This is a genomic window from Pseudomonas sp. P9_2 (assembly GCF_034008255.1).
In the GTDB taxonomy this organism is placed as follows: domain Bacteria; phylum Pseudomonadota; class Gammaproteobacteria; order Pseudomonadales; family Pseudomonadaceae; genus Aquipseudomonas; species Aquipseudomonas synxantha_A.
On sequence record NZ_CP125376.1, the window covers coordinates 1,738,542 to 1,763,524 of the forward strand.

At 59.2% G+C, this 24,983-nt stretch carries 25 protein-coding genes; 17 read left to right on the top strand and 8 right to left on the bottom strand.

What is annotated here, in order from left to right:
- Positions 1 to 14: 14 nt before the first annotated feature.
- Positions 15 to 1,883, bottom strand: coding sequence for a hypothetical protein (locus QMK52_RS07575; protein WP_320403978.1), 1,869 nt, complete (start codon positions 1,881 to 1,883; stop codon positions 15 to 17).
- A 384-nt stretch (positions 1,884 to 2,267) separates the two neighbouring features.
- On the opposite strand from QMK52_RS07575, the gene purE reads away from it, so the two are divergent.
- From purE to QMK52_RS07595, 4 genes are all read left to right on the top strand, one after another.
- On the top strand, positions 2,268 to 2,759 hold the full coding sequence (gene purE, locus QMK52_RS07580; RefSeq protein ID WP_003195648.1) for a 5-(carboxyamino)imidazole ribonucleotide mutase: 492 nt from the start codon (positions 2,268 to 2,270) through the stop codon (positions 2,757 to 2,759).
- 11 nt (positions 2,760 to 2,770) lie between these two features.
- Positions 2,771 to 3,856 (top strand): 5-(carboxyamino)imidazole ribonucleotide synthase, encoded by a 1,086-nt coding sequence (locus tag QMK52_RS07585; protein ID WP_005792541.1) that lies wholly within the window; start codon positions 2,771 to 2,773, stop codon positions 3,854 to 3,856.
- A gap of 105 nt (positions 3,857 to 3,961) precedes the next feature.
- Positions 3,962 to 4,207: a GlsB/YeaQ/YmgE family stress response membrane protein gene (locus tag QMK52_RS07590; protein ID WP_005792540.1), complete on the top strand. Its 246-nt coding sequence runs from the start codon at positions 3,962 to 3,964 to the stop codon at positions 4,205 to 4,207.
- 77 nt (positions 4,208 to 4,284) lie between these two features.
- Positions 4,285 to 4,821 carry a DUF3299 domain-containing protein gene (locus QMK52_RS07595; RefSeq protein ID WP_032803754.1) on the top strand — a complete coding sequence of 179 codons (537 nt, stop codon included), beginning with the start codon at positions 4,285 to 4,287 and terminating at the stop codon, positions 4,819 to 4,821.
- A 57-nt stretch (positions 4,822 to 4,878) separates the two neighbouring features.
- Here QMK52_RS07595 and QMK52_RS07600 read toward each other — a convergent pair whose 3' ends face one another.
- Both QMK52_RS07600 and QMK52_RS07605 read right to left on the bottom strand, forming a co-directional pair.
- A complete protein-coding gene (locus tag QMK52_RS07600) occupies positions 4,879 to 5,778 on the bottom strand; it encodes a D-hexose-6-phosphate mutarotase (RefSeq protein ID WP_005792538.1) in 900 nt (299 codons plus the stop codon).
- Between the two features lie 59 nt (positions 5,779 to 5,837).
- The gene (locus QMK52_RS07605; protein WP_003176975.1) at positions 5,838 to 6,242 is read right to left on the bottom strand and encodes an acyl-CoA thioesterase; all 405 of its coding nucleotides are present in this window, start codon (positions 6,240 to 6,242) and stop codon (positions 5,838 to 5,840) included.
- Between the two features lie 405 nt (positions 6,243 to 6,647).
- Between QMK52_RS07605 and QMK52_RS07610 the strand changes: the two genes are divergently transcribed.
- The 9 genes from QMK52_RS07610 (at position 6,648) to QMK52_RS07650 (ending at position 16,969) form a co-directional block, all read left to right on the top strand.
- Positions 6,648 to 7,937, top strand: a complete 1,290-nt coding sequence (locus QMK52_RS07610) for an MFS transporter (protein ID WP_005792537.1) — start codon at positions 6,648 to 6,650, stop codon at positions 7,935 to 7,937.
- A 197-nt stretch (positions 7,938 to 8,134) separates the two neighbouring features.
- Positions 8,135 to 9,121 (top strand): phosphate ABC transporter substrate-binding protein PstS, encoded by a 987-nt coding sequence (locus tag QMK52_RS07615; protein WP_005792536.1) that lies wholly within the window; start codon positions 8,135 to 8,137, stop codon positions 9,119 to 9,121.
- A 417-nt stretch (positions 9,122 to 9,538) separates the two neighbouring features.
- The gene (locus tag QMK52_RS07620; protein ID WP_198287296.1) at positions 9,539 to 11,572 is read left to right on the top strand and encodes an ABC transporter permease subunit; all 2,034 of its coding nucleotides are present in this window, start codon (positions 9,539 to 9,541) and stop codon (positions 11,570 to 11,572) included.
- Between the two features lie 15 nt (positions 11,573 to 11,587).
- Complete coding sequence (gene pstA / locus QMK52_RS07625; protein ID WP_005792534.1) at positions 11,588 to 13,258, top strand: phosphate ABC transporter permease PstA; 1,671 nt, start codon at positions 11,588 to 11,590, stop codon at positions 13,256 to 13,258.
- Positions 13,259 to 13,422: 164 nt separating this feature from the next.
- Complete coding sequence (pstB, locus tag QMK52_RS07630; RefSeq protein WP_005792533.1) at positions 13,423 to 14,256, top strand: phosphate ABC transporter ATP-binding protein PstB; 834 nt, start codon at positions 13,423 to 13,425, stop codon at positions 14,254 to 14,256.
- Positions 14,257 to 14,326: 70 nt separating this feature from the next.
- Positions 14,327 to 15,088 carry a phosphate signaling complex protein PhoU gene (phoU, locus tag QMK52_RS07635; RefSeq protein WP_005792532.1) on the top strand — a complete coding sequence of 254 codons (762 nt, stop codon included), beginning with the start codon at positions 14,327 to 14,329 and terminating at the stop codon, positions 15,086 to 15,088.
- 167 nt (positions 15,089 to 15,255) lie between these two features.
- Entirely contained in the window at positions 15,256 to 16,155 is a 900-nt protein-coding gene (locus QMK52_RS07640; protein ID WP_005792531.1) for a response regulator, read from the top strand.
- Positions 16,156 to 16,341: 186 nt separating this feature from the next.
- Positions 16,342 to 16,665 (top strand): type II toxin-antitoxin system RelE/ParE family toxin, encoded by a 324-nt coding sequence (locus tag QMK52_RS07645; protein WP_005792530.1) that lies wholly within the window; start codon positions 16,342 to 16,344, stop codon positions 16,663 to 16,665.
- Between the two features lie 4 nt (positions 16,666 to 16,669).
- Positions 16,670 to 16,969, top strand: a complete 300-nt coding sequence (locus QMK52_RS07650) for a helix-turn-helix domain-containing protein (RefSeq protein WP_320403979.1) — start codon at positions 16,670 to 16,672, stop codon at positions 16,967 to 16,969.
- Between the two features lie 62 nt (positions 16,970 to 17,031).
- Here the strand turns inward: QMK52_RS07650 and QMK52_RS07655 are convergent, their stop codons facing one another.
- The 3 genes from QMK52_RS07655 to phoB all read right to left on the bottom strand — a co-directional run bounded on the left by QMK52_RS07655 (position 17,032) and on the right by phoB (position 20,610).
- The gene (locus QMK52_RS07655) at positions 17,032 to 18,372 is read right to left on the bottom strand and encodes a hemolysin family protein (protein WP_005792528.1); all 1,341 of its coding nucleotides are present in this window, start codon (positions 18,370 to 18,372) and stop codon (positions 17,032 to 17,034) included.
- Positions 18,373 to 18,552: 180 nt separating this feature from the next.
- Positions 18,553 to 19,839: a phosphate regulon sensor histidine kinase PhoR gene (gene phoR, locus QMK52_RS07660; RefSeq protein WP_236648093.1), complete on the bottom strand. Its 1,287-nt coding sequence runs from the start codon at positions 19,837 to 19,839 to the stop codon at positions 18,553 to 18,555.
- Positions 19,840 to 19,920: 81 nt separating this feature from the next.
- Positions 19,921 to 20,610 (bottom strand): phosphate regulon transcriptional regulator PhoB, encoded by a 690-nt coding sequence (gene phoB, locus QMK52_RS07665; protein WP_005792526.1) that lies wholly within the window; start codon positions 20,608 to 20,610, stop codon positions 19,921 to 19,923.
- A gap of 154 nt (positions 20,611 to 20,764) precedes the next feature.
- Between phoB and QMK52_RS07670 the strand changes: the two genes are divergently transcribed.
- Positions 20,765 to 21,142 (top strand): hypothetical protein, encoded by a 378-nt coding sequence (locus QMK52_RS07670; RefSeq protein ID WP_122732688.1) that lies wholly within the window; start codon positions 20,765 to 20,767, stop codon positions 21,140 to 21,142.
- A gap of 108 nt (positions 21,143 to 21,250) precedes the next feature.
- On the opposite strand, the gene ubiA is transcribed toward QMK52_RS07670, so the two are convergent.
- Positions 21,251 to 22,141 (bottom strand): 4-hydroxybenzoate octaprenyltransferase, encoded by an 891-nt coding sequence (gene ubiA / locus QMK52_RS07675; protein WP_320403980.1) that lies wholly within the window; start codon positions 22,139 to 22,141, stop codon positions 21,251 to 21,253.
- Positions 22,141 to 22,704, bottom strand: a complete 564-nt coding sequence (locus QMK52_RS07680) for a chorismate--pyruvate lyase family protein (protein ID WP_194439605.1) — start codon at positions 22,702 to 22,704, stop codon at positions 22,141 to 22,143. The genes ubiA and QMK52_RS07680 overlap by 1 nt, the downstream gene beginning before the upstream one ends.
- Before the next feature lie 195 nt (positions 22,705 to 22,899).
- Here QMK52_RS07680 and QMK52_RS07685 point away from each other — a divergent pair, with 195 nt between their 5' ends.
- The 3 genes from QMK52_RS07685 to QMK52_RS07695 all read left to right on the top strand — a co-directional run bounded on the left by QMK52_RS07685 (position 22,900) and on the right by QMK52_RS07695 (position 24,711).
- Complete coding sequence (locus QMK52_RS07685; protein WP_005792522.1) at positions 22,900 to 23,067, top strand: rubredoxin; 168 nt, start codon at positions 22,900 to 22,902, stop codon at positions 23,065 to 23,067.
- Between the two features lie 28 nt (positions 23,068 to 23,095).
- A complete protein-coding gene (locus QMK52_RS07690; RefSeq protein ID WP_005792521.1) occupies positions 23,096 to 24,244 on the top strand; it encodes an NAD(P)/FAD-dependent oxidoreductase in 1,149 nt (382 codons plus the stop codon).
- 191 nt (positions 24,245 to 24,435) lie between these two features.
- The gene (locus QMK52_RS07695) at positions 24,436 to 24,711 is read left to right on the top strand and encodes an HU family DNA-binding protein (protein ID WP_003195589.1); all 276 of its coding nucleotides are present in this window, start codon (positions 24,436 to 24,438) and stop codon (positions 24,709 to 24,711) included.
- The last annotated feature ends 272 nt before the right edge of the window (positions 24,712 to 24,983 follow it).

Genomic DNA, 24,983 nt, shown 5'->3' on the forward strand with positions numbered 1-24,983 from the left:
GCAGCGGCGATCAATCAATCGAACTGGCCAAGGTAGGTTTTGATGGTCTCTCTGTTTCTGTCGCTAAATCGATAGGCATTGAGGCGCAAAACTGAGAATTCGTCATTTACGTGCATGGTTGTTTCGTTCCACCAGCCATTGTAGATGATCTCTCCTGCGTCATGCTCCGCACCCAGCATGTGCCCTACTTCATGTGCGGCCGTTCGGTAGTTTTGGAGCGTCGCGATTGCAAATTGACCTCCAATTTCATTGACGAACCCCCGTGCCTCACTTGGGACCGGGATATGGCGAGTGAGCAGGATGAACTTGTCAAGGGGGGACGTGGTTTGCGATGTTTTATTTAAATATTCAGTCACCGCATTCACCCATCGGGTGCTGGCGTCGAGAGTGGTGTCCGAGTGGTATTTGAATTTATACAGTTCGGGTGCGGACTCTTTTTTTATTTCTATGAGTTCAACAGTGCGACCTGATAATTGTTCAATCTCATCAATCACCCAAGAAAAATAATATTCTTTTATTGAGGCAAAGGTGTATGTTTTGAGTGACCATTTAAAATAAAGGTCCGATAAAAATTGCCAGGTGTTAAATTCAAGATCCTGATGAAGAATGATGTGAAGTTTTATCGGTCGTAATGGCTTTTTCTCGTTTTCTGCGATTGCGGTAGGAGGCGTCTCCGGTACGTTAGCGGGTTGATTATTCTCTGGTGCTCCTGCGGTTATTTGGTTTTTTTTCCAGGCCTCCAATGCAGGAAGCGCATGGTTCTTTAGACACTCGCCAAAAAAATCGAAATCTCGGTGATTTATCCAATAACGACGAAGGGTGTTCTGCAAGTGTTCGGGCGGGATGGGCGGGTGATCCGCCACTGACCACATATGGATGAGATTTTGTTTTTGTTGGTCGATCAGCCCCTGGATGTAGTCACTGAAGAATAATTGATCCGTTGAAAAGCTGGCCAGGCGAATGTTCTGCTCATCCAATTTCCTTTGAGTGATCAAGCGATGAGTGGCAGCGCGTTGACTGAAGGCGATGCACGGGAATAGTGGGTTTTTTTCTATCTGCGGATTGATAAGATAAATAGCCAGATAGGCCTTTACCATGGCAACAGAATCAAATTGCTGTATTTTCATTCGGGGCATATACAGCACGCAGGGATTCTTGTCACCGATGTGGTTTTCAGGTTTCAGTGTGATCAAAAAGGCGCCGGTGAGCGGAATGTCAGGCTGGGATTCTGACGCTGGTAGTGTAAGCGATATCTTATAGAAGCACACCGCGGGTACGATGTTTAAATCTGCAAGGCGTAAAAGTAAAGAAGCACTTTCCAGGTTAAGAGAGCTATCCGCTGTTCTCACGCTTCTGGCGCACTGTAATTGGACGGCCATGGCGTTGGCGACATAGTCTTTGTTGGTGAGTGGCAATGCTTTATGAGGGGCGGTCCAGAAGTTATCGACCAGATCCAGGTAATAGTTGATGCCCTTGAGTTTAAACAGGACTGCGTGGATTACAGTTTGATAGTCGATTGATAGCAGATGTGGCCTGGGGCCTCCTGTGCTGAGAAAAACGCAGTCACTGTTGTAGCTAGTCGGTGCCGAATCGAAGAATAGTATTGAATGGATAATAGCGATCAGTTTATTTTCGCTCGGTATTGGCGCGTTGTCTGAGAGCGCTTGCGAGGTGAGGAAGACAATCTCATCGAGCGTGGCCTCATGCAAGAATGGTTCGAGGGCTTGGTTCAGTAATGCGAATGCACTCGTTATGAAGTCGGGGAAATCAGCCAGTGTGTGTCTTACGTTTTCGTTAAACCTGCGCAATATAAATGCCGGCAAGGGCATTTCCATCGTTATGATGCTTTCAGCCGATGGCTGGTCAGGGGTAGGGAGCGTCATACTTGTTATCCTTAACATTCTATTTAAAGGGTTTTATAAAGCCGTTAATAGAATAAAGTTCTCGTTATAAGGTGTCTTGACGATTAAGCATCAGAGGTTGTCGTAACCGTCTACCATTTACCGAATAAAAATCAAAAAGGAGGCGAAGATGTTTTGCTTGTAGAGGGGGCTCGGTTTGTTGACCCGCAAGACAAGACGGTGTGTTTTAACCGTGTAAGACAGATGGTCATCTCAGGGGCTGTTTATCTGGATTATTACGGTATACTGCGCGGCCTTCGGCCGGTCCAACCGGCCTTAATTCGTACACCAAGCCACGCCGGATTTCCCGCGTGGCTTGTTGTTTTTTGACGCGCCTGCGGGCGCCCAGAGAGAAGAGGCACGACGATGAGTGCATTGGTTGGCGTGATCATGGGCTCCAAGTCCGATTGGTCCACCCTTAGCCACACCGCCGATATGCTGGAAAAACTCGGCATTCCGTATGAAGTGAAGGTGGTCTCTGCCCACCGCACCCCGGATTTGCTGTTCCAGTATGCCGATGAAGCAGAATCCCGTGGCATCGAGGTGATCATCGCCGGTGCCGGCGGTGCGGCGCACCTGCCAGGCATGTGTGCGGCCAAGACCCACCTGCCTGTCCTGGGCGTGCCGGTGCAGTCGTCAATGCTCTCGGGCGTGGATTCGCTGTTGTCCATCGTGCAGATGCCGGCTGGCATTCCGGTGGCAACCCTGGCGATCGGCAAGGCCGGTGCGATCAACGCAGCCTTGCTGTCGGCCAGCATCCTGGGCGCCAAGCACCCGCAGTTTCATGCGGTGCTGAAAAAATTCCGTGCTGAGCAGACAGACAGCGTGCTGGACAATCCAGACCCACGCATCGCCTGAGGTTGTTATTGATGAAAATCGGAGTAATCGGTGGCGGCCAATTGGGCCGTATGCTGGCCCTGGCGGGTACGCCGCTGGGCATGAACTTCGCCTTCCTGGACCCTGCGCCGGACGCCTGCGCCGCAGCCCTGGGTGAACACCTGCGTGCTGACTACAGCGACCCGGACCACCTGCGCCAACTGGCCGATGAAGTCGACCTGGTGACCTTCGAATTCGAAAGCGTCCCGGCCGAAACCGTGGCCTTCCTGTCCCAGTTCGTGCCTGTGTACCCGAGCGCCGAAGCCCTGCGCATCGCTCGCGACCGCTGGTTCGAAAAAAGCATGTTCAAGGACCTGGGCATCCCGACGCCGGCCTTCGCCGATATCCAGTCCCAGGCAGATCTGGATGCGGCCGTCGCCAGCATCGGCCTGCCTGCGGTGTTGAAAACCCGCACCCTGGGTTACGACGGCAAGGGTCAGAAAGTCCTGCGCACCGCGGCCGATGTGGTCGGTACCTTTGCCGAGCTGGGAAGCGTTGCCTGTCTGCTGGAAGGCTTCGTGCCGTTCACCGGCGAAGTCTCGCTGATCGCCGTACGCGCCCGTGATGGCGAAACCCGCTTCTATCCGTTGGTGCACAACACCCACGTCAACGGCATCTTGAAAGTGTCGGTAGCCAGTACTGACCACCCGCTGCAGGTCCTGGCCGAAGATTATTCCAGCCGTGTGCTCAAGCAGTTGGATTACGTTGGCGTGATGGCGTTCGAGTTCTTTGAAGTCGACGGTGGCCTCAAGGCCAACGAAATCGCCCCGCGTGTGCACAACTCCGGGCACTGGACCACTGAAGGCGCCGAATGCAGCCAGTTCGAAAACCACCTGCGGGCCGTGGCGGGCTTGCCGTTGGGCTCCACGGCCAAGGTCGGCGAGAGCGCCATGCTCAACTTCATCGGCGTGGTACCGCCGGTTGAGCGGGTGATTGCCATCGATGATTGCCACCTGCATCACTACGGCAAGGCGTTCAAGGCCGGACGCAAAGTCGGCCACGCCAACCTGCGCTGCAAGGATCGTGCGACGCTGCGAGCGCAGATTCTCAAGGTTGAGGCGTTGATCGCCGAACAATAAGCCTGGCCACGGCGGGAACCATTGGGGCTCGCCGTCTCTCTGATTGCAGGATGCCAAAGCCTGACTAGGCTTTGGCATGACTCATACCAATCAGAGGGAAATGCCATGGGTATCATCGGAACCATTTTTATCGGCTTGATCGTCGGCCTGCTGGCGCGCTTCCTCAAGCCTGGCGACGACAGCATGGGCTGGATCATGACCATCCTGCTGGGTATCGCAGGTTCGCTGGCGGCCACCTACGGCGGTCAGGCCCTGGGGATCTACCAGGCAGGCCAGGGCGCGGGCTTCATCGGCGCGCTGGTAGGTGCCATCGTGTTGCTGGTGATCTACGGCCTGATCAAAAAGAAGTAATCAGCCGACAAAGTCCTCTGCGCTGCGCAGGCGCAGAGGGCTAGAATGCTCGGCACTTGTATTTGCCGAGCCTCTCCATGCGCCGTCTATTCTTGACTCTCCTCCTGCTGGGCTCTGGCCTGGCGCACGCTGGCGAACTGCCGGAAACCGACTGGCTCGACCTGATGCCGCTTTCGGACCAGAAAGCCCTCGAAGCCATGCCCGAGATCGACCATAACTCCCCCGAAGCCCAAGGCACGTTCACCGAAAAGGGTGGCTTGAAGCAGAGCAAGGGCCTGCCCGCGGTGATGTATTCCACCAAGACCGTGGCGGCCATGAACGGCAAGAATATCCGCATTGGTGGGTATCCGGTGCCATTGGAGACCGATGCCAAAGGCCGCAGCACGCTGTTCTTCCTGGTGCCGTATCCGGGCGCCTGCATCCATGTGCCGCCACCGCCGCCTAACCAACTGGTGCTGGTGCGGTATCCCAAGGGGTTGAAGCTGGATGATATCTACACGCCGCTATGGGTCACGGGCACGTTGAAGGTGGAGAAGGTCAATAACGACTTGGCGGATGCAGCGTATGCGCTGGAGGCGGGGAAGGTGCGGGTGGTGAAGGAGTCCGATCTCTAAAGCCCAACACATAACCAATGTGGGAGGGGGCTTGCTCCCTCCCACATTTGATTGGGTTTACAAGGTGATACTGGTGATGCTCACGCCCAGAGTGTGGCTTTCACCGGCCGCCAGGCTTACCACATCATCCAGCACATTCGCCGTCTCGATGCACAACATGCCCTGCCAGCCATCGTCAGCCATGTCATCAAGTGCCTTGGCCCGTTCGGTCCAGGGGTTCCAGATCACAGTGGACTTCGAGCCTTCGCTGGTGAGTTGGACGCGGCGCTGCCAGTCTTTATCGACAATGCTCAACTGCGCCGGTGTATCCAGGTAGATGCGATCGGTTTCGCCAGTGAAGTGCAGCAGCCCGGCTTGCTGCTTCTCGGTCCACCCATCAGCAGTATCGATATAGGCCAAGCCATCCACCCCCTCGACCTGCACGTTGCGCACGTCGCTCACAGCGAAGTAGGTGTGCAGTGCCTGGCTGAAGGTCACGGTGTCGGTGCCGCGGTTGTGGCTGGTGAGGCGGATATGCAGTTGGTCGTCCAGCAGCAGGCTCAACTTCAAGTCGACCTTATGGGGCCAGCCGGGGAAGCCGTTCGCAGGAGTCGGCAGCACCAGCTCGATACGCAGGGCTTCACCTTCGATTGCCGTCCCGGCCAACTCCCAGAGCGCGGTGCGCACAAAGCCGTGGGCGCCGGCAGGCTGATCGCTTTGGCGCATGGCTTTTACACTCTGCGGGTTACGGTCGAAAACACCAAACCACGGCCAGCACACCGGCACGCCGGTACGGATGCCTTTGCCCCGCTTGAACACCGCCGCAGGGTTCGGCCAGATCAGTGGCTGTTCGCCCTCGCGCTGGTAACTGAAGATATGCGCACCCTGTTGGGCCACCATCAGCTCGGCGCCGTTGTGGCGGATGCGCCAGCAGTCCAGCTCGTCGATTTTCATCGTCTCAACGTGGGGCGTAGGCATAACAAAGCTCTCTCAAGTGGCAGGCAATGGGGCAATTGACCGTTAAAACCCGGCGAGGTTTAACGCGCCCGTGACGGTACCGAACGGGTGCGACCGCTGCCGTCGATGGCGACGAACACAAATACCGCCTCGGTGACCTTGCGCCATTCGCTGGACAGCGGGTCATCGCTCCACACTTCGACCATCATCTGGATCGAGCTGCGACCAATTTCCAGAGCCTGGGTATAGAAGGAAAGCTGTGCACCCACGGCTACCGGTACCAGGAAGGCCATGCGATCAATGGCGACGGTGGCTACGCGCCCGCCGGCGACCTTGCTGGCCATTGCCGTGCCTGCCAGGTCCATCTGCGCGACCAGCCAGCCGCCGAAGATATCGCCAAAACCATTGGTTTCACGCGGCAGTGCAGTGATTTGCAGGGCGAGATCGCCTTGCGGGATAGGATCTTCTTGTTCGAGTTCGATCATGCCGAGGGTGCCTCTGACCCGTGACGCTTCATGGGTATTTGAAGTGGATAGCCGTCTTCTGGAAAAACGTTTCAGCACCAACATACACCGCTCGATGCGTTTCTCGTAAGGCGAACTAAAGGGAAACTCTGCCAAATCGGCTGGATGGTACCCAACAACGTTTTGGCACAGCAGCCCCTCAAGACAGCGGGTCTGGCGCTTGCACTGGCGAGTATATCGAGACCCTGGCGCCACGACGACCTCCGGACGCTCATTTGGTCGGTAAATAGACGCTGTATCGGGGCTTTTGCGCGCAACTGTGTTCCTGGCGCTGTGCTTTTTCAGGCGATTTGCTATCTTGCCAAACCCGCCGCAAGTCACGGGCGTGCAGTCCTTTACGATGATTACTATAAGAGAAGCCTTGCCATGTCCTCCGTGCCCGCAAGCAGTGCGCAGCCCTCGCGCCCGCTGACCCGCAACGACTACAAAACCCTGTCGCTGTCTGCCTTGGGCGGGGCGCTGGAGTTCTACGACTTCATCATCTTTGTGTTTTTCGCCACCGTGGTCGGGAAACTGTTCTTCCCCGTCGACATGCCCGAATGGCTGCGCATGATGCAGACCTTCGGCATCTTCGCCGCCGGCTACCTGGCCCGCCCCTTGGGCGGCATCATCATGGCGCACTTCGGCGACCTGCTGGGGCGCAAGAAGATGTTCACCCTGAGCATCTTCATGATGGCCGTGCCGACCCTGATCATGGGCTTGCTGCCGACTTACGCGCAGATTGGCCTGTGGGCGCCGCTCTTGCTGCTGCTGATGCGCGTCATCCAGGGGGCGGCGATTGGCGGCGAAGTACCGGGCGCCTGGGTGTTCGTCTCCGAGCACGTTCCGCCGCGCCACATCGGCTACGCCTGCGGCACCCTGACCAGCGGCCTCACCGCCGGTATTCTGCTCGGCTCGCTGGTAGCTACTGCGATCAATACGGCCTATACCCCGGAGCAGGTCTCCGATTACGCCTGGCGGATCCCATTCCTGCTTGGTGGTGTATTCGGTCTGTTGTCGGTGTATCTGCGCCGCTGGCTGCATGAAACACCGATCTTCGCTGAGATGCAGCAACGCAAGACCCTGGCTGCCGAGCTGCCGTTGCGCGCAGTGCTGCGTGACCACCGTGGCGCCATTGTGTTGTCGATGTTGCTCACCTGGCTGCTGTCCGCCGGCGTCGTGGTGGTTATCCTGATGACGCCGACCGTGCTGCAAACCGTCTACCACTTCAGCCCCACGGTGGCACTGCAAGCCAACAGCCTGGCCATCGTGACCCTGAGCCTGGGTTGCATCGCCTCGGGTGCCCTGGCCGACCGTTTTGGCGCCGGTCGCGTGCTGGTCACCGGTTGCGCACTGCTGCTGGCGACCTCCTGGACGCTGTATCACAGCCTGATGGCCCACCCGGACTGGCTGTTTCCGTTGTACGCATTGACCGGTTTGTTCGTGGGCACCATCGGTGTAGTGCCCTACGTGATGGTCAAGGCGTTCCCGCCGGTGGTGCGTTTCAGCGGCCTGTCGTTCTCCTACAACGTTGCTTATGCCGTGTTCGGCGGGTTGACGCCATTGGCGGTGTCGCTGCTGATGAAGGAGAGCCCGATGGGCCCGGCTTACTATGTGGCCGTCCTGTGTGTGATGGGGATGTTGGTGGGTGGGTATCTGTGGAAACGCGGCCGCTGACGCCAGCCTGATCTACTGTGGTGAGGGAGCAGGCTCCCTCGCCACAAGGAGAGTGTGTGTTCCGTTTTTGACTTCGCATACCTTTGCTTCCCGATAGTGGCCTTTCATCTAATTGTCACATTGCAGACATAGAGTGTTCACACGGCCTCTCGATACTTGGCCCCGATCCAATTATCCCTATCTGCTAGGAGCAAGGCATGAAACTGAAACGTTTGATGGCGGCAATGACTTTTGTCGCTGCTGGCGTTGCGACCGCCAACGCGGTGGCCGCTGGTGTTGATCCGGCAATCCCGGCGTACGTCAAGACCACTGGTGTGTCGGGCAACCTGTCCAGCGTCGGCTCCGACACCCTGGCTAACCTGATGACTTTGTGGGCTGAGGGTTACAAAAAGGAATACCCGAACGTCAACATCCAGATTCAAGCTGCCGGTTCCGCCACCGCGCCACCTGCGCTGACTGAAGGCACCTCCAACCTGGGCCCGATGAGCCGCAAGATGAAGGACACCGAACTGGCGGCCTTCGAGCAGAAGTACGGTTACAAGCCAACCGCTATCCCGGTTGCCGTGGACGCCCTGGCGGTGTTCGTGCACAAGGACAACCCGATCCAGCACCTGACCATGGAGCAAGTCGACGCGATCTTCTCCTCGACTCGCCTGTGCGGCGCCAAAGCTGACGTTAAAACCTGGGGCGACCTGGGTGTGACCGGCGACCTGGCCAACAAGCCAGTGCAATTGTTCGGGCGTAACTCGGTATCCGGCACCTACGGCTACTTCAAGGAAGAAGCCCTGTGCAAAGGCGACTACAAGCCAAACGTGAACGAACAACCTGGCTCGGCTTCGGTCGTGCAGTCGATCAGCTCCTCGCTGAACGGCATCGGTTACTCGGGCATCGGCTACAAGACCGCCAGCGTGAAGACCGTGGCCCTGGCCAAGAAAGGCAGCACTGACTTCATCGAAGACAGCGAAGAAAACGCCCTGAACGGCAAATACCCGCTGTCGCGCTTCCTCTACGTGTATGTCAACAAAGCCCCGAACAAGCCGCTGGCCCCGCTGGAAGCCGAGTTTGTGAAACTGGTGCTGTCCAAGCAGGGCCAGGAAGTTGTCGTCAAGGACGGCTACATCCCACTGCCTGCCAAAGTGGCCGCCAAGGCCTTGGCTGAGCTGGGTCTGAAAGAAGGCAACTAAGCCTGCGATACCCGGTGTAATACCGGGCCCGTGTGGGAGCCCGCTCCCACACAAAGCCCGGTTACATCCCTAATTTTAAGTCCGCTGCCAGCTTTGCTTCGCGGCGGATTTGTTGCGTCACTGCACTGTCATCTTTCTGTCATACAGGATCGCTAGGGTGTGCGCATGAATGATCTGGCCAATTCCACCATGACGACAACTTCTCCCCCCAAGCGCATTGATTTCAATACGCCTGAGCTGCAACGCAAGCGCCGCATTCGCGCGCTCAAGGATCGCCTGACTCGCTGGTACGTGCTGGTCGGTGGCCTCGCCGTCCTCGGCGCCATCACCCTGATCTTCTTCTTCCTCGCCTACGTCGTTGCACCTCTGTTCCAGGGCGCCTCGTTGACCAGGGAAGACGCGCTGACACCCGCCTGGATGCAGGACGCCGGCAAGCCGTTGATGATCTCCCTTGAAGAACAGAACCAGGTTGCCATGCGGGTTTCCGACAAGGGCCAGGCGCTGTTTTTTGAAGTGGACTCCGGCGCTGAGCTCAAGCGTGTCGACTTGCCGCTTCCGGCCGGTGCCAGCGTTGCTTCTATTGGTGAAGACCAGCCGGGAAGCCCGCTGGTTATCCTTGGTTTGTCCAATGGCCAGTCCCTGGTGTTCCGCCACACCTACAAGGTGTCGTACCCGGATGGCAAGAAGACCATCACCCCGGCGATCGAATACCCCTACGGCGAAACGCCGATTGTGTTGGATGACGCCGGACGACCACTGGAACACGTCGCCCTCAACGCCACCGACTCCACCCTGGTGGTGGCCGGCTCGGCCGGTTCGCACCTGAACGTGCTGTCGTTGAGCCGCGAGGAAAACATGATGACCGGTGAAGTCACCAGCGAGCAGAAGCGCATCGAGCTGCCGCAGATGACCGAGCCTGTGAAAGCCATCTTTGTCGACCCACGCCAGCAATGGCTTTACGTGATCAACGGTCGCGCCCTGGCCGACGTGTTCAGCCTGCGCGACAACAGCCTCAACGGTCGCTACAAACTCCTGGAAGACGGCGCAGCCGAAGTCACCGCCAGCACTCAGCTGGTGGGCGGTATCTCGCTGATCGTCGGCAACTCCAAGGGCGGCCTGGCCCAGTGGTTCATGGCCCGTGACCCGGATGGCGAGCAACGCCTGAAACAGATCCGCACCTTCCAGATGGGCACTGCGCCCATTGTCGAAATCAGTGCTGAAGAGCGCCGCAAAGGTTTCACCGCGCTCGACGCCTCGGGTAAGTTCGGCGTGTTCCACAGCACCGCCCACCGTACCCTGCTGGTGGACCCGGTGGTCGACGGCCAGGGCCTATTCGGCATGTCGCCACGGGCCAACCGTGTGATCGTCGAGGCCGGCGGCAAGCTGCAACCGTTGCTGCTCGACAACCCGCACCCGGAAGTCTCGTGGAGCGCGTTGTGGAGCAAGGTCTGGTACGAGAACTACGACGAGCCTAAATACGTCTGGCAGTCCACCGCCGCCAACACCGACTTCGAACCCAAGATGAGCCTGGCCCCGCTGACCTTCGGCACGTTGAAGGCTGCGTTCTACGCCATGCTGCTGGCCGCGCCACTGGCGGTTGCCGCCGCGATCTACACCGCGTACTTCATGGCCCCGAGCCTGCGCCGCAAGGTCAAGCCAGTGATCGAGCTGATGGAAGCCATGCCGACCGTGATCCTCGGCTTCTTCGCCGGCCTGTTCCTGGCGCCGTATGTGGAAGGGCATCTACCGGGGATTTTCAGCCTGCTGATGCTGTTGCCGATTGGCATCCTGGTCGCCGGTTTTGTGTTCAGCCGCTTGCCCGAATCGATTCGCCTGCGGGTGCCGGACGGCTGGGAAAGCGCGATCCTGATCCCGGTGATCCTGTTCGTGGGCTGGCTCTCGCTGTACATGAGCCCGTACCTGGAAACCTGGTTCTTTGGCGGCGACATGCGCATGTGGATCTCCCATGACCTGGGGATCACCTACGACCAGCGCAACGCCCTGGTGGTTGGCCTGGCCATGGGTTTTGCGGTGATCCCGAACATCTACTCGATCGCCGAAGACGCCGTGTTCAGCGTACCCCGCGGCCTGACCCTGGGCTCCCTGGCCCTGGGCGCCACGCCCTGGCAGACCATGACCCGTGTGGTGATCCTGACCGCCAGCCCGGGGATTTTCTCGGCGCTGATGATCGGCATGGGCCGTGCCGTGGGTGAAACCATGATCGTGCTGATGGCCACCGGTAACACCCCGGTGATGGAGATGAACCTGTTCGAGGGCCTGCGCACCCTGGCGGCCAACGTCGCGGTGGAAATGCCCGAGTCGGAAGTCGGTGGCAGCCACTACCGCGTGCTGTTCCTCTCGGCGCTGGTGCTGCTGTTGTTCACGTTCATCATGAACACCCTCGCCGAGCTGATTCGTCAGCGTCTGCGCAAGAAATACTCGTCGCTTTAAGAAAGGTAGAAGTCTGTGAAACAGAACTCCCTGAATGGATGGTTCAAGAGCGGCGCCCCAGGCGTCTGGATCAGCGGTGGCGCGGTGTCCATCGCGGTCATCATGACCATTGGTTTGCTGGCTGTGATTGCCGTGCGTGGTCTGGGCCACTTCTGGCCGGCCGACCTGATCCAGGCCAACTACAACGTGCCGGGCCAGGCCAACCATATCGTCATCGGCGAAGTGGTACAGAAAGAAGAAGTGCCGCGTGAGCGCCTCAAGAGCGCGGGCCTGCCGGTGCCGGACCAGGGCCCGGAATTCATGACCCGCGAGCTGATCAAGGTCGGCAACCGCGACTTGAACGGCAACGACTTCACCTGGATCGTCGGCGAATGGTTGAAGGACCAGACCAAGCCGGCCAACCTGATGACCATTGAGCGTCGTGAGTGGGGCAACTTCTACGGCACCCTGGTCAACGTCAAGCAGGACGGCAAGGTCATCGCTGAAGGCGAGGCCGCATGGCCAGAGCTGCAAGCTCGCGTGGACCGTGTCAACAAGCTCGCCGCCCAGCTCAAGACCCTGGAAAAAACCGATATCGGTGCGATCAACGCCGGCCTGGAACGCATCCGCCTGCACGGGCGCAAACTGGAACTGGAAGGCAAGCTCGACGCCGCCGCCCAGGCCGATATGGACGCCGACCGTGCCGAACTCAACGCTCGCTATCAAGATATCGAAGCGCGCCTGGCCGACCTGCACGCCCAGTTCAACCGCGACGCCCTGACCGCCCGCGATGGCAACGGCAAGGAAGTGGAAATCGGCATCGGCAAAGTGGTGCACGCCTACCAGCCGAACGCCATGGGCACCCTGACCAAGATCGGCTTCTACTTCAGCAAGGTCTGGGAGTTTCTCAGCGATGACCCACGGGAAGCCAACACCGAAGGCGGGATCTTCCCGGCCATCTTCGGCACCGTGATGATGACCCTGATCATGGCGATGATCGTCACCCCGTTTGGCGTGCTGGCGGCGGTGTACCTGCGTGAGTACGCCAAGCAGAACACCCTGACGCGGATCATCCGTATCGCCGTGAACAACCTGGCGGGCGTACCGGCCATCGTCTACGGCGTATTCGGCCTGGGCTTCTTCGTCTATGTACTGGGTGGTTCGGTTGACCGCCTGTTCTTCGCCGAAGCCTTGCCGGCGCCGACCTTCGGTACTCCGGGCCTGCTCTGGGCCTCTCTGACCCTGGCGCTACTGGCGGTGCCGGTGGTGATCGTGGCCACCGAAGAAGGCCTTGCGCGGATCCCTCGCACGGTGCGTGAAGGCTCCCTGGCACTGGGCGCGACCAAGGCGGAAACGCTATGGAAGATCGTGCTGCCGATGGCCAGCCCGGCCATGATGACCGGCATGATCCTCGCCGTGGCCCGCGCCGCCGGCGAAGTGGCGCCGCTGATGCTGGTGGGGGTAGTGAAGCTGGCGCCGTCGCTGCCGCTGGACGGCAACTATCCGTACCTGCACCTGGACCAGAAGATCATGCACCTGGGCTTCCATATTTATGACGTCGGCTTCCAGAGCCCCAACGTCGAAGCCGCACGGCCGCTGGTGTACGCCACCGCGTTGCTGCTGGTGCTGGTGATCGCCACGCTCAACCTGTCGGCGGTGTGGATTCGTAACCACCTGCGCGAAAAATACAAGGCGCTGGATAGCTGACACGGTCCAATGTGGGAGCTGGCTTGCCTGCGATGCAGACGACGCGGCGTATCAGTCAGACCGCAGTGATGCCATCGCAGGCAAGCCAGCTCCCACAGACACAGAATTTGAGTAAGCCGCCCCGGCGGTTCAACGAAACGAATTGGTAGCACAGGGAGCATCCCATGCAACACGAAAACCAACCTCACGGCATCAACATGTCTGCCCTGGGTCGCGACAAACAGAGCCTGAGCCTGGCCCAGGAAACCGTGGCCATCGAAGTCCCGGGCCTGAGCCTGTACTACGGCGAAAAACAAGCGCTGTTCGACGTCAGCATGAACATCCCCAAGCAGCGCGTGACCGCCTTTATCGGCCCGTCCGGCTGCGGCAAGTCGACATTGCTGCGCACCTTCAACCGTATGAATGACCTGGTGGACGGTTGCCGTGTGGAAGGCGCGATCAATCTCTACGGCACCAATATTTACCGCAAGGGTGAAGACGTGGCCGAGTTGCGACGCCGGGTGGGCATGGTGTTCCAGAAGCCCAACCCGTTCCCCAAGACCATTTATGAGAACGTGGTCTATGGCCTGCGCATCCAGGGCATCAACAAGAAGCGCGTTCTCGACGAAGCGGTTGAATGGGCTCTCAAGGGCGCCGCGTTGTGGGACGAGGTCAAGGACCGTCTGCACGAGTCGGCACTTGGCTTGTCCGGCGGCCAGCAGCAGCGTCTGGTGATCGCCCGTACCATCGCCGTAGAGCCGGAAGTGCTGCTGCTCGACGAACCGTGCTCGGCGCTCGACCCGATCTCGACCCTGAAAGTCGAAGAGCTGATCTACGAGCTCAAGTCCAAGTTCACCATCGTTATCGTGACCCACAACATGCAACAGGCGGCGCGGGTTTCGGACTACACCGCGTTCATGTACATGGGCAAGCTGGTGGAGTTCGGCGATACCGATACCCTGTTCACCAATCCGGCGAAGAAGCAGACCGAAGACTACATCACCGGTCGCTACGGCTAGGAAGCTGTGGTTCTGATTGCACTGACGCTGCGGTTCTCCGCACCTTACCGGACGCTCCAAGGACGCCAACATGATTAGCAAAGAAGGCCTTACCCATCACATCTCCGCGCAGTTCAACGCCGAGCTTGAGGAAGTGCGCAGCCACCTCCTGGCGATGGGCGGGCTGGTGGAGAAGCAAGTCAACGATGCCGTCACCGCGCTGATCGAGGCCGACTCGGGCCTGGCCCAGCAGGTGCGCGAGATCGATGACCAGATCAACCAGATGGAACGCAATATCGATGAAGAGTGCCTGCGCATTCTTGCCCGTCGCCAGCCGGCGGCCTCGGACTTGCGTTTGATCATCAGCATCTCCAAGTCGGTGATCGACCTGGAGCGCATTGGCGACGAAGCCACCAAGATCGCCCGCCGTGCCATCCAACTGTGCGAAGAAGGTGAAGCGCCACGCGGTTACGTGGAAGTGCGCCATATCGGCGACCAGGTGCGCAACATGGTACGCGATGCCCTCGACGCGTTTGCGCGTTTCGATGCAGACCTGGCGTTGTCGGTGGCTCAGTACGACAAGGTCATCGACCGCGAGTACAAGACCGCCTTGCGTGAGCTGGCCACCTACATGATGGAAGATCCACGCTCTATCTCGCGGGTCTTGAGCATTATCTGGGTGCTGCGCTCCCTGGAGCGGATCGGCGATCACGCGCGTAATATCTCGGAACTGGTGATCTACCTGGTGCGCGGTACCGACGTTCGGCACATGGGCCTCAAGCGCATGAAGGCCGAAGTTGAGGGCTCCGCCGATCAAACGCCTAATGTTCCAGGCGAATCTGACGATAAGTAAGGTTGCCCGTGAAATTAACGCCCGGCCATTGGCCGGGCGTTTTCGTTTGTGGCAGCTGAATTTTTTGCGCGGGCGGCGAATAAAGTCCGAACGTGACTGCAAGGTTTTGGCAAAATGCCATCAGTCAGGCGTACTGCCAGCCGAGGTTTTTATAGGATGAAGGGTCGATGAGCAAAGTCAGTGTATTGGTGGTGGATGACGCCTCGTTTATTCGCGACCTGGTGAAGAAGTGCCTGCGCAATTACTTCCCCGGAATCAAGATCGAAGATGCGGTGAACGGCAAAAAGGCGCAATCCATCCTGATGCGCGAAACCTTCGACCTGGTGCTGTGTGACTGGGAAATGCCTGAGATGTCCGGTCTTGAGCTCTTGACCTGGTGCCGCGAGCAAGCGCATCTGAAGGCCATGCCGTTCGTGATGGTGACCAGCCGTGGCGATAAGGAAAACGTGGTTCAGGCGATCCAGGCCGGCGTTTCCGGCTATGTCAGCAAACCGTTCACCAACGAGCAACTGCTGAACAAGGTCAAGCAGGCCCTGCACAAGATCGGCCGCCTCGACGCACTGATCGCCAGCGCGCCGACCAAGATGAACTCGGCCTTCGGCAACGACTCCCTGAGCGCCCTGACCGGCGGCAGACCCGAAGCGGTCAAGCCGGCTCCGGTGGCGGCGCCCAGTAAAGGTCTGCTCAACACCCCACCCGTGAAGGCCCCGGCAGCAGCGGCGCCGGCTGGCAGTCGCGGTCAGGGCCAGTTGCGCCTCTCCAGTGGCACTCAGCAATGCGTGATCAAGGCCCTGAGCATCAAGGAAGCGTTGCTGGTGGTAAAGCGCGGCGACGTCCTGCCTCAGGTACTGGAAAGCGCCGTGCTCGACCTTGAGCAGGGCGACAATGCCGAAGTCGCACGCCTCAACGGCTACCTGCATGCCATCGTCGCCTACGAGCCCAGGCCCGACAGCGACTGGTTGCAACTGACCTTTCGCTTTATCGACCAGGATGCGCAGAAGCTGGACTATATCTCACGCCTGATCGCCCGCGGCACGGCGCAGAAGCATTTTGTGCCGGGTGCCTGATGGCCTGAATCAAGCAACCGACCGGTTGTCTGATTCCTGCTAGATGGCTTGATTTATATCTGTTCCGATATAGGCTCTCGATAACGCTTCAGTGTTGTCGAGCCTTTGCTATGCCTTGAAACAAAGCTGCACCGCCTTTGGTTGAGTCGTCGATTACGCTTTTTCTTTCCAGGAAAGGAGAAATCAATGCCAAGGCACAAGGATGTGGTGTTTCTAGGAAGCTCGCTCAAGGATCTCAAGGATTTTCCTCTCGACGCCCGAAGGGCAGCCGGTTTTCAGTTGGATCTGTTGCAACAGGGTGAGCAGCCCTTCGATTGCAAGCCGATGAAAACGATCGGAAGGGGCGTCAATGAGATTCGGATCACTGAAGAGTCGGGTGCGTTTCGAGTGTTCTACGTGGTCAATCGGCCGGAAGCTGTCTATGTGCTGCACGCGTTGCGCAAGACCACACGGAAAACCGAAGGGCGGGATATCGAATTGGCGCGTGCCAGATTGCAGGAATTAGGTTAAGCCCATGACAAATCAAAAGTTACATACCGAACGTTTCAACTCTGTGTGGGATGCTCTGGAGGACACGCCAGCGCAAGCCGCCAATATGCGCCTACGCTCAAAGTTGCTGTTGGAGTTGTGCAGCACCATTCGTAGCTGGGAGCTGTCCCAGAAGGATGCGGCGCTAAGGCTGGGTATCAGCCAGCCTCGCCTGAACGACGTACTCAATGGCAAGATCGACAAGTGTTCTCTTGATGCGTTAGTCAATCTGTCGGCCGCGGCGCAGATGAATGTGGATATCTGTTTCAACGCGCTGCCTGCGTGACGATCGTTTAGGTCGTCACGACGCTTGGGATATTGCCCAATTTTGCATTGGGCAATCGAAGGTCAGTCCAGCAGCAAGACCTTGGCCAGTACTATCTTCGGCCCTTTCATCTTCTTGATGATGATCCGCAAGCCTTCCACTTCCAGCACTTCCTCTTCTTCCGGCACGCGCTTGAGGGTGTCGTAGATCAGGCCGGCCAGGGTTTCGGCTTCGATGTGGTCCAGGTCGACGCCCAGCAGGCGTTCGACTTTGAACAACGGCGTGTCGCCACGTACCAGCAATTTGCCGGGCTGGTAGGCGAGGATGCCGCGTTCGGCCTTGCGGTGTTCATCCTGGATATCGCCCACCAGTACTTCCAGCACGTCTTCCATGGTCAGGTAGCCGATGATCTTGCCATCGGCTTCCTCCACCAGGGCGAAGTGCGCGCCGCCTTTGCGGAACTGCTCCAGCAGTTGCGACAACGGCATGTGCCGCGAGACGCGTTCAAGCGGGCGGGTCAGTTCGGCCAGGTTGAAGGATTCGGGAATATGGTCCAGGGCGGCCAGTTCCAGCAGCAGATCCTTGATGTGCAACAGGCCCACGAACTCATTGCGCACCGCGTCATACACCGGGTACCGGCTGAATTTGTGGCGACGGAACAGCGCAAGAATCTCTTTGAGCGGGGCGTTGAAGTCCAGGGTTACCAGGTCTTCCCGGGAGTTGGCCCAGTCCACCACTTCCAGCTCGCCCATTTCCACCGCAGAGGCCAGTACGCGCATACCTTGGTCGCTCGGGTCCTGGCCACGGCTGGAGTGCAGGATCAGTTTGAGCTCTTCGCGGCTGTAATGGTGCTCATGGTGCGGGCCAGGCTCGCCTTGGCCTGCGATGCGCAGGATGGCGTTGGCGCTGGCGTTGAGCAGGTAGATGGCCGGGTACATCGCCCAGTAGAACAGGTACAGCGGCACCGCGGTCCACAGCGACAGCAACTCGGGCTTGCGAATCGCCCAGGATTTGGGCGCCAGCTCGCCGACCACGATGTGCAGGTAGGAAATCACGAAGAAGGCGGCAAAGAACGACACGCCCTTGATCACTTCCGGCGACTGCACGCCGATCGCGCCCAGCATTGGCTCGAGGATGTGCGCAAAGGCCGGTTCACCGACCCAGCCCAGGCCCAGGGACGCCAGGGTGATACCCAGCTGACAGGCCGACAGGTAGGCGTCGAGCTGGCTGTGTACGGTGCGCAGGATCTGCCCGCGCCAGCCGTTCTTGTGGGCGATGGCCTCGACCCGCGTGGCGCGCAGTTTGACCATGGCAAATTCCGCCGCAACGAAGAAACCGTTGAGCAGTACCAGGATCAGTGCAAAAAGAATCATGCCGAAATCGGCGAAGAGTGTAGCGAGGGTAATGCCAGGGGAAGGGTCCATGATGGGGTTTTGCAGGTTCCGTGTGTTCAATAAGGGATGACAGGTGAGCCTGAAAGGCAGGCGCAAGTCGGCCAATGTAGCGGCTGACGGGGCGCTTGCCTAGTGCCCGCTGCCGGGCGGGGCAAGGAACCTGTTCTCCAAAAGCATACAAATCCAATGTGGGAGGGGGCTGTATTTGAGTTATTCATCATTGTCGATCACTGGCGAACGCGTCACCTGCGTTGTTGGAAAATGGCAGGTAAACGTACTGCCATGCCCCAGCACGCTGCTGATTTCCAGGCGTGCCCGATGGCGCAACAACACATGCTTGACGATGGCCAGGCCGAGCCCCGTGCCGCCGGTGTTGGAGTTGCGGCTGGAGTCAACGCGGTAGAAGCGTTCGGTGAGGCGCGGCAGGTGCTTGGCGTCGATGCCGATACCCGAGTCCTGCACGCTCAGGTGCGCGCCCTGTTCGTCGGCCCACCAGCGAATACGAATATTGCCCTTGTCCTGGGTGTACTTCACCGCGTTGAACACCAAATTGGAGAACGCGCTGCGTAACTCGCCCTCACTGCCCTTGAGCAGCACCGTTGGGTCGGCTTCCAGGGTGATCTGCTGGCCGCGTTCACCGGAGAGCGCCTGGGCGTCATTCTTTATGGTGTGCAGCAGGCTTTGCACTGCCACCGGGTGGTTATCCGAGGGGTAATCGGTGGCTTCAAGCTTGGCCAAAAGCAGCAAGTCGTTGAGCAGGGTCTGCATGCGCGAGCCCTGCTGCTGCATCTGCTGCAGGGCGCGGCTCCAGCGCGGGTTGATCTCGTCGACGTTGTCCAGCAGCGTCTCCAGGTAGCCGCAGATCACCGTCAAGGGCGTGCGCAACTCGTGGGAGACGTTGGCGACGAAGTCCTTGCGCATCTGTTCCAGCTGGTGGATGCGGGTGACGTCGCGCACCAGCATCAGGTGCTCGTTGTTGCCGTAGCGCGTCAGGTACAGCTGGATGCGGACGCGGTCATTGGTGGGCGAGGGGATTTCCAGGGCCTCTTCGTAGTTGTCCTGCTCGAAGTATTCCTTGAAGCGCGGGTGGCGTACCAGGTTGGTCACCGGCTGGCCGCTGTCCTGGGGCGTCTTGAGGCCCAGCAGGGTCTCGGCCGCGCGGTTCCACCATTCAAGGTTGCCGTCGCTGTCGAGCATGATCACCGCGTCCTTGAGTGCGGCGGTGGATTCCTGCACCCGGTCGATCACCGCTTGCAGGCGCCCGCGTACCCGTTGGTCGCGGCGTTGCAGGTGGTAGATGCTGTCGAACACCTCGCCCCACAGGCCATAGCCATCGGGCGGCGCCTCGTCGGGTTTGTGCTGGCGCAGCCATTCATGCAGGCGCAGCAATTGTTTGAGGGTCCAGCCCAGGTACAACGCGATGCCGGCGGCCAGGCTCCAGCCGTAATAGCCACTGATCAGCCCGACCAGCAGGCAAGCAGTGATCAACAGAAGCATGTGGCGGATCAGGGTGCCATGCCAGTTCTGGTTCACTTAAACATGCGTCCTTGTCAGCTGTTAAGGGAGGAAGGGGCTGGCTCAGCTTTTGGTGGAAAACCGATAGCCGGTGCCGCGCACGGTTTGTACCAGATTCTCGTACGCGTCGCCCAAGGCTTTGCGCAAGCGGCGGATATGCACGTCCACGGTGCGCTCCTCCACATACACATTGCCGCCCCACACCTGGTCCAGCAATTGGCCGCGGGTGTAGGCGCGCTCCTGGTGGGTCATGAAGAATTGCAGCAATCGGTATTCGGTCGGGCCCATCTCGGCGGGCTTGCCGTCGATGGTCACGCGGTGGCTGATCGGGTCCAGAATCAGGCCGTCGACTTCGATCGGCGCTTCGCCATCGGTCGGGCCGGCACGGCGCAATACGGCTTTGAGGCGCGCCACCAGCTCCCGAGGGGAAAAAGGTTTGGTGATGTAGTCATCAGCGCCCACTTCCAGGCCCTGGATCTTGTTGTCCTCTTCACCCTTGGCGGTGAGCATGATGATCGGGATATCCCCGGTCAGTTCGTCACGCTTGAGGCGCCGGGCCAACTCGATGCCGGACGTGCCGGGCAGCATCCAGTCGAGCAGGATCAGGTCCGGCTTGCGGTCGACGATAATGGCGTGGGCCTGCTGGGAGTTTTCCGCCTCCAGGCAGTCATAGCCGGCCATTTCCAACGCAACGGCGATCATCTCGCGAATGGGCGCTTCGTCGTCAACAATCAGAATGCTCCTGCCAACCATGCTCGAAATCCTCTTGTCATTTAACTGTCTTGCGCCGCATTAGATAACGGAATTATTGCAGTCGTGTGACAGTAATTTAGTCGCTTGGGCAATTCAGGGCACTCTGGACTACCCTTTGGGTCCGAATCCTGACAACCACAAAAGGAAGGTTCCGATGACTTACAGCACGATTTCCTGGAAAGCCCTGCTGCTATCCGCAGCGTTGGCGCTGCCAGGCCTGGCGTTTGCGGCAGAGCCTGCGATGACTAAAGACGGGATGTTGGTGGATCACAAGGGCATGACGCTCTACACCTTCGACAAGGACGCCGATGGCAAGTCAGTGTGCAAGGACCAGTGCGCGACCAACTGGCCACCGCTGAAGGCAGAATCCACCGACACCAAGACCGGTGATTGGACGGTGATCACCCGCGACGACCAGACCAGCCAGTGGGCCTACAAAGGCAAGCCTGTCTACACCTACAAGGACGACAAGAAGGCCGGTGACAAGACCGGGGATGGCAAGGGTGGTGCCTGGCACATCATCAAGCCATAAGCCTGCGGTGCTGCTGAATCCATCGGGGGCAAGCCCCCTCCCACACTTGATTTGTGAATGCTTTCAAAATGTGGGAGGGGGCTTGCCCCCGATGGCGTCAGTCCTGCACTACCGAACCGCGTAATCCAGAACAATCCCGACAAAAATCGCCAACCCCGCCCAATGGTTGTGCAAAAACGCCTTGAAGCACTTCATACGGTCCCGATCACGGGTGTACCAGAACTCCCAGGCAAAACAGCCCGCCGCCGCCAGCAACCCCAGTTGGAACCAACCTCCCAGTTCAAACCGCGTGCCGGCCAGCAACAGACACACCAGCGACAGCCCTTGCAGGGTCAGGATGATCACACGATCAGCATCGCCGAACAGAATGGCGGTGGATTTCACCCCGATCTTCAAGTCGTCATCACGGTCGGTCATGGCGTAATAGGTGTCGTAGCCCACGGTCCACAACAGGTTGGCGATATACAGCAACCACGCGGTGGCGGGCAGATGGCCGGTCTCGGCAGTAAACGCCATCGGCATCCCCCAGGAAAACGCTGCGCCCAGCACCACCTGCGGGTAGTAGGTGTAGCGCTTCATGAACGGGTAGCTGGCCGCCAGCGCCAGGCCGCCCAGCGATAGCAGGATAGTGCTGGTGTTGGTCAGCAGCACCAGCAGGAAACTGACACCCATCAGCACGGCAAAAAACACCAATGCCTCTTTCGAGCTGATCTTGCCGCTCACCAGTGGGCGTTGCTCGGTGCGCTTCACATGGCCATCGACCTTGCGGTCAGCCCAATCATTGATCACGCAGCCACCGGCGCGGGTCAGCACCACGCCCAACACGAAAATCACGATATTAAGCAGCGACGGCGAACCCTCGCCGGCAATCCACAGTGCCCACAATGTCGGCCACAGCAACAGGTAGATGCCAATGGGCTTGTCCATGCGCGTCAACTGAATGAAATCCCAGGCCCTGGGGTTCAGGCGGTTCAAGGACTTGAGCAGACGTTGATACATCAGCAGTTCTCCGGATGGTCATGCAGCGCGTGCCAGAAACTCGGCAGGAAGACTTCTGCCACCAGCACGCTCAGCGCGCCGCGATCGAAGCGAGAGCGGCGCGCCCACAAACCGTCGGTCTGGTCCGCTGCCGGTAGCCATGGGCGAGGGTAATGGCACACTTCGATGGCCTGGCGGGTAAAGGCGCGGTCGCAGAACAACAGCTCCCCCAGCGAGCGACTGCCCAGCTCGTCCATGTGCAGCCCGTCGCCCTGCAAGGCACTGCGTGCCGCCACGCTGCGGGCAAACACCCACGGCTGGTCATGCCCACGCAGGTACACCTCGCGCACCCAGCCGATGCTGGCAGGGGCCAGGCCCAGGGCGGCACATTCATCGTCGCGCAATGGCTGCCAGCCTTCGAACAGCGGCGTCACGCTGAAACCCTCGTTGGACAGCCAAGTCAGCCGTCGCGTCAGCGAGCCTTCGTCAAACAGCCAGTTGAGGGTCAAGGGCGTGGGCAAGGGACTCAGAAGGCTCTGGGTCAGCCATTGGCAAGCATCGGAAGGGGCGATTGAGTGCGGCACGGTGAGTCAGTATTGGCAGCAAAAGAGGCGGCGAGCTTACCATGGCACCCTGAACTTTTGCCGCGCCAAACCGGCCGTTTGCGTCGATCGTGCTTGCATCTGCCGGCCCCGATCAGTACAAAACGCCCTGAGCTGTGCGGCAACGCTGGATCCATCGACCGCCGGCCAAAATGCCTGGACTTGAGGAAGCTCGTAATGAAGAAGTGGCAATGTATCGTCTGTGGCTTGATCTACAACGAAGAGGACGGCTGGCCGGATGACGGTATTGCACCAGGCACCCGGTGGGAAGATGTCCCCGCAGATTGGCTGTGCCCGGACTGCGGTGTGGGCAAAATGGATTTCGAAATGATCGAAATCATCTAATTAAGAAACGTACTACAAGGAGAAGGGAATGAACGCACCCGTCGTGATCATCGGCACAGGATTGGCCGGTTACAACGTAGCCCGGGAGTTTCGCAAGCTCGACAGCGAGACTCCATTGCTGCTGATCACCGCGGATGACGGGCGCTCCTACTCCAAGCCCATGCTCTCCACCGGCTTTGGCAAGAACAAGGAAGCCGATGGCCTGAGCATGGCCGAACCCGGCGCCATGGCTGAGCAACTCAAGGCCCAAGTGCGCACCCACACACGCATCAGCGGCATCGACCCGGGCCACAAGCGCCTGTGGATCGGCGAGGAAGCGGTGGCCTACCGCGACCTGGTCCTGGCCTGGGGCGCAGAAACCGTGCGTGTACCGGTCGAAGGCGATGGGGCTGAACTGATTTTTCCGATCAACGACCTGGAAGACTACGCGCGCTTTCGCGCCGCGGCTGCCGGCAAACGTCGCGTGTTGTTGCTTGGCGCCGGCCTGATCGGCTGCGAATTTGCCAACGACCTGATCCTCGGCGGCTATGAAGTCGATCTGGTTGCGCCGTGCGAGCAGGTCATGCCGACCCTGCTGCACCCGGCGGCTGCTGCAGCGGTGCAAGCCGGGCTGGAAGGCATCGGCGCGCGTTTCCACCTGGGCCCGGTGCTCAATCGCCTGCAACGCACGGCTGATGGCCTTGAGGCGCACCTGTCGGACGGTGATGTGATCCACTGTGACCTGGTGGTGTCCGCCATCGGCCTGCGTCCTCGTGTAGACCTGGCCGCCGCCGCCGGCCTGCAAATCAATCGCGGGATCATGGTGGACCGTCACCTCAAGACGTCCCACGCCAACATCTACGCCCTGGGCGACTGCGCCGAAGTCGACGGTTTGAACCTGCTGTACGTGATGCCACTGATGAGTTGCGCCCGTGCCCTGGCGCAAACCTTGGCCGGCAACGCCACGGCGGTGAGCTATGGGCCTATGCCGATCACCGTGAAAACCCCGGTCTGCCCGCTGGTGGTGTCACCTGCGCCACGGGGCACCGAAGGTGTGTGGAGCGTCGAAGGGCAGGGCGCCGACATCAAGGCCCTGTGTCGCGATGCCAGCGGCCGCCTGCTGGGTTACGCGCTGACCGGCAGCGCCGTTATGGAAAAACTGGCCCTGAACAAAGAACTTCCGCCATTGCTGGCGTAAATGCCAGCCGTTCTGTCGGAATCAGCATCGTTTCGCCTGTAGAAAGGTCGCCTGGAGACTGGCGGAGCGTGCGAGGGCGTGCCATCCTCACTCCCGTCTGCCGCAGAGTAGAGCCTGCGGCGCCTTGGGCGCTGCTCCACCAGAGAGCAGCACGGACATAACAACAAAAAACCGTCAAAGAGGCTTCATTTATGCGTAAACCAGATCTCGCAGCCGCCATCGCTGAAAAAGCAGACCTCACCAAAGAGCAGGCCAACCGCGTCCTTAACGCCGTACTCGAAGAAATCACCGGCGCCCTGCACCGCAAGGATAGCGTCACCCTGGTGGGTTTCGGCACCTTCCTGCAACGCCACCGCGGCGCCCGCACCGGCAAAAACCCGCAAACCGGTGAGCCTGTGAAGATCAAGGCAAGCAACACCGTAGCGTTCAAACCGGGCAAGTCGCTCAAAGACAGCGTCAACCCGTAAGTTAAGCGGTACCGTCTCGAAGGGAGACGGGGCGGTAAAGAAAATGGGCACGTCGACTGGGTCGGGTGCCCATTTTTATTGGGGGTGAAAAAAGGGCAGTGGGGAATATAAGCAGTTGTCTCCTGCAGAATTATTAATGGTCGAAGTGGAAGCTGAGTTGTAGCGAGTTTTTATTGAGTAATAATCGAATTATATAGTTGATATGGAACTACATCGGTACGGATTGACACATACGGCATGAGACAGCAGGGAGCGCGCTCTAAACTAATTTT

What these genes read in the sequence shown, in the direction of transcription:
- QMK52_RS07590 (WP_005792540.1), top strand. Translation starts at nt 3,962, where the DNA reads ATGGGTATCATCGGAACCATTTTTATCGGCTTGATCGTCGGCCTGCTG.
- QMK52_RS07640 (WP_005792531.1), top strand. Translation starts at nt 15,256, where the DNA reads ATGAGCAAAGTCAGTGTATTGGTGGTGGATGACGCCTCGTTTATTCGC.
- QMK52_RS07695 (WP_003195589.1), top strand. Translation starts at nt 24,436, where the DNA reads ATGCGTAAACCAGATCTCGCAGCCGCCATCGCTGAAAAAGCAGACCTC.
- QMK52_RS07585 (WP_005792541.1), top strand. Translation starts at nt 2,771, where the DNA reads ATGAAAATCGGAGTAATCGGTGGCGGCCAATTGGGCCGTATGCTGGCC.
- QMK52_RS07645 (WP_005792530.1), top strand. Translation starts at nt 16,342, where the DNA reads ATGCCAAGGCACAAGGATGTGGTGTTTCTAGGAAGCTCGCTCAAGGAT.
- QMK52_RS07650 (WP_320403979.1), top strand. Translation starts at nt 16,670, where the DNA reads ATGACAAATCAAAAGTTACATACCGAACGTTTCAACTCTGTGTGGGAT.
- QMK52_RS07595 (WP_032803754.1), top strand. Translation starts at nt 4,285, where the DNA reads ATGCGCCGTCTATTCTTGACTCTCCTCCTGCTGGGCTCTGGCCTGGCG.
- QMK52_RS07685 (WP_005792522.1), top strand. Translation starts at nt 22,900, where the DNA reads ATGAAGAAGTGGCAATGTATCGTCTGTGGCTTGATCTACAACGAAGAG.
- phoU (WP_005792532.1), top strand. Translation starts at nt 14,327, where the DNA reads ATGATTAGCAAAGAAGGCCTTACCCATCACATCTCCGCGCAGTTCAAC.
- QMK52_RS07690 (WP_005792521.1), top strand. Translation starts at nt 23,096, where the DNA reads ATGAACGCACCCGTCGTGATCATCGGCACAGGATTGGCCGGTTACAAC.
- phoB (WP_005792526.1), bottom strand. Translation starts at nt 20,610, where the DNA reads ATGGTTGGCAGGAGCATTCTGATTGTTGACGACGAAGCGCCCATTCGC.
- QMK52_RS07575 (WP_320403978.1), bottom strand. Translation starts at nt 1,883, where the DNA reads ATGACGCTCCCTACCCCTGACCAGCCATCGGCTGAAAGCATCATAACG.
- QMK52_RS07670 (WP_122732688.1), top strand. Translation starts at nt 20,765, where the DNA reads ATGACTTACAGCACGATTTCCTGGAAAGCCCTGCTGCTATCCGCAGCG.
- pstB (WP_005792533.1), top strand. Translation starts at nt 13,423, where the DNA reads ATGCAACACGAAAACCAACCTCACGGCATCAACATGTCTGCCCTGGGT.
- phoR (WP_236648093.1), bottom strand. Translation starts at nt 19,839, where the DNA reads ATGCTTCTGTTGATCACTGCTTGCCTGCTGGTCGGGCTGATCAGTGGC.
- QMK52_RS07605 (WP_003176975.1), bottom strand. Translation starts at nt 6,242, where the DNA reads ATGATCGAACTCGAACAAGAAGATCCTATCCCGCAAGGCGATCTCGCC.
- QMK52_RS07655 (WP_005792528.1), bottom strand. Translation starts at nt 18,372, where the DNA reads ATGGACCCTTCCCCTGGCATTACCCTCGCTACACTCTTCGCCGATTTC.
- QMK52_RS07615 (WP_005792536.1), top strand. Translation starts at nt 8,135, where the DNA reads ATGAAACTGAAACGTTTGATGGCGGCAATGACTTTTGTCGCTGCTGGC.
- QMK52_RS07620 (WP_198287296.1), top strand. Translation starts at nt 9,539, where the DNA reads ATGCAGGACGCCGGCAAGCCGTTGATGATCTCCCTTGAAGAACAGAAC.
- QMK52_RS07610 (WP_005792537.1), top strand. Translation starts at nt 6,648, where the DNA reads ATGTCCTCCGTGCCCGCAAGCAGTGCGCAGCCCTCGCGCCCGCTGACC.
- QMK52_RS07600 (WP_005792538.1), bottom strand. Translation starts at nt 5,778, where the DNA reads ATGCCTACGCCCCACGTTGAGACGATGAAAATCGACGAGCTGGACTGC.
- purE (WP_003195648.1), top strand. Translation starts at nt 2,268, where the DNA reads ATGAGTGCATTGGTTGGCGTGATCATGGGCTCCAAGTCCGATTGGTCC.
- ubiA (WP_320403980.1), bottom strand. Translation starts at nt 22,141, where the DNA reads ATGTATCAACGTCTGCTCAAGTCCTTGAACCGCCTGAACCCCAGGGCC.